This window comes from Microcoleus sp. Pol7_B2, assembly GCF_036701035.1.
GTDB lineage: Bacteria > Cyanobacteriota > Cyanobacteriia > Cyanobacteriales > Microcoleaceae > Microcoleus.
The window spans coordinates 1-2,153 of sequence record NZ_JAUBQB010000176.1 but is presented as its reverse complement, the minus strand read 5'-3'; the positions used below and the strand labels follow the sequence as shown (position 1 = coordinate 2,153).

The window sequence follows — 2,153 nt, the reverse complement described above, 5'->3', positions numbered from 1 at the left end:
GGAGCAAGGGCGATCGCACTTCCCAATCCGCGCACATCATCCAGCAATCCGTGGGTTGCCAAGTGAATAGTCGATGCTTGAGGCATTTTTTGGACGATCGCAGCCTTTGTCCCTTGTGCGCCTGTGATGGCTTGGGTATTGAGCAGAGGGGCGATCGCGATCGCTTCAGCTTCGGCTCCAGGTAGAGGAGATAATTGGCGTTTGGGTTCTCCCGGAGAGGGAGACACACTCGGCATCGTGGGATTACCCAAGACTAGAGCCCTGCCGCTGTTAGGTTGCTTCTGTGCTAACTTCTGTTGTCGGGTCAAATCCAAGACTTGAATCGAGGGGGCGGTGAGAATCGTGTGTTTTTCGATTAAGTAAGTACCGCCTTCATCTTGCAGGGCCCCAAAGGGAACCTGGAACAGGGAACCTTGGGGAATGAAAATGACATGGGCATTGGGATCTTTTGGTAGGAGGCTGGCAATGGGATCGATCAGCAGTTGATGCAGTGTTGGTAAGTTGGGTTGGGGTTGGGTGGAGCCAAGACTGCTGCGACTGCGGACAGCGAGGAATTCTTGATTGCCAACGATCAAGCTGGCTAGAGAGGCTTTGTGCTGCTGCCAAAGGGGTTTAAGGTCAACTAGGCGGAACGTGATTTCGCCTGTCGGTTGAATCACCCAGATGTAGAGCGCCGATTCTCGCGGTTCGCTTTTTCCCTGAATCTGAAACTCGTTGTAGATGATGGAATACTGCACCAAAGTGGCATTCTGTGCTTTGGCGATTTGGCGGATTTGATCCTGGTTCGGAGAAGTGGCGATCGCCGGATTTGTAGAACCTGAAGATAAGCGTTCTGTCAGGATATCGGCAAAGGCACGAGTACGTCCCCGTTCGGCAATTTCTAAGGCAGCGATCGGGTTATTCTGAGCCACCCGGACTTGTTGTAAAGTCCGATAGGTGCGAGTTTGTCCTTCAAAGATGGAGACTTTATTAGCGTCGTTGGAGCCGAGCATTTGACGCATCGATTCCCAAACTTGAATCCCATTCATGAGAATTTTTTCAGCTTCTGTGGGGTTGCCAGCTTTCAAGAACGCCAATCCAAGATTGTTGAGTGCCACACCTTCCCCATTGCGGTCTTTAATTTCACGGGCGATGGCTAAACTTTGCTGTGCATACTCAATGGCTTTGACATAGTTGCCCAGATAGCTGTAAGCGATTCCCAAATTGCCCAGTGCATTCCCTTCCCCATTGCGGTCTTTAATTTCACGGGCGATGGCTAACTGTTGTTGCAAATACTCAATGGCTTTGGCCGAGTCGCCCAAATCGATGTAAGCGATTCCCAAATTGCCCAGTTCTGCACCTTCCCCTTGGCGGTCTTTAATTTCGCGGGCGATCACTAAACTCTGCTGTGAATACTCAATTCCTTTGGGATAGTTGCCCAAAGAGAAGTAAGCGATTCCCAAATTGCCTAGTGCATTCCCTTCACTTTGGTGGTCTTTAATGGAGCGGGCGAGCGCTAAAGTCTGCTCTGTATACTCAATGGCTTTGGCATAGTTGCCCAGATTGAGGTAAGCGACTCCCAAATTGCCTAGTGCCGAAGCCTCCCCTTGGCGGTCTTTAATTTCGCGGGCGAGCGCTAAATGTTGCTGCCCGTAATCAATGGCTTTGGCATAGTTGCCCAGAGAGTCGTAAGCACGTCCCAAATGGCCCAGTGCCACACCCTCTTCTTGGCGGTCTTTAACTTCGCGTGCGATGACTAAACTCTGCTGTGAATACTCAATGGCTTGGGTATAGTTGCCCAGATAGTAGTAAGCGTATCCCAAACGACCTAGTGCCGAAGCCTCCCCTTGGCGGTTTTTAATTTCGCGGGCAATCGCTAAACTCTGCTGTGAATACTCAATGGCTTTGGCATAGTTGCCCAGAGAGAGGTAAGCGGCTCCCAAATCGGCCAGTGCTGCACGCTCCCCTTGGCGGTTTTTAATTTCGGGGGCAAGCCCTAAATATTGCTGTAAATACTCAATGGCTTTGGCCGAGTCGCCCAGATTGAGGTAAGCACCTGCCAACTTGCCTAGTGCTACAGCTTCACTCGTGCGGTCTTTTACAGCCGATTCCAGGTTTATGAAGTACAGTAGCAGCAGCTTGTAAACCAGTTTTTAAAGTGCTGTGGATTAACC

1 protein-coding gene is annotated in these 2,153 nt (G+C 50.7%); it reads right to left on the bottom strand.

Annotated features, from left to right (window positions below; genetic code table 11):
• Positions 1-2,042, bottom strand: a 2,042-nt coding sequence (locus QUA57_RS28355) for a CHAT domain-containing tetratricopeptide repeat protein (RefSeq protein ID WP_333251546.1), incomplete at its 3' end; no start/stop codon positions are given.
• Positions 2,043-2,153: the final 111 nt, after the last annotated feature.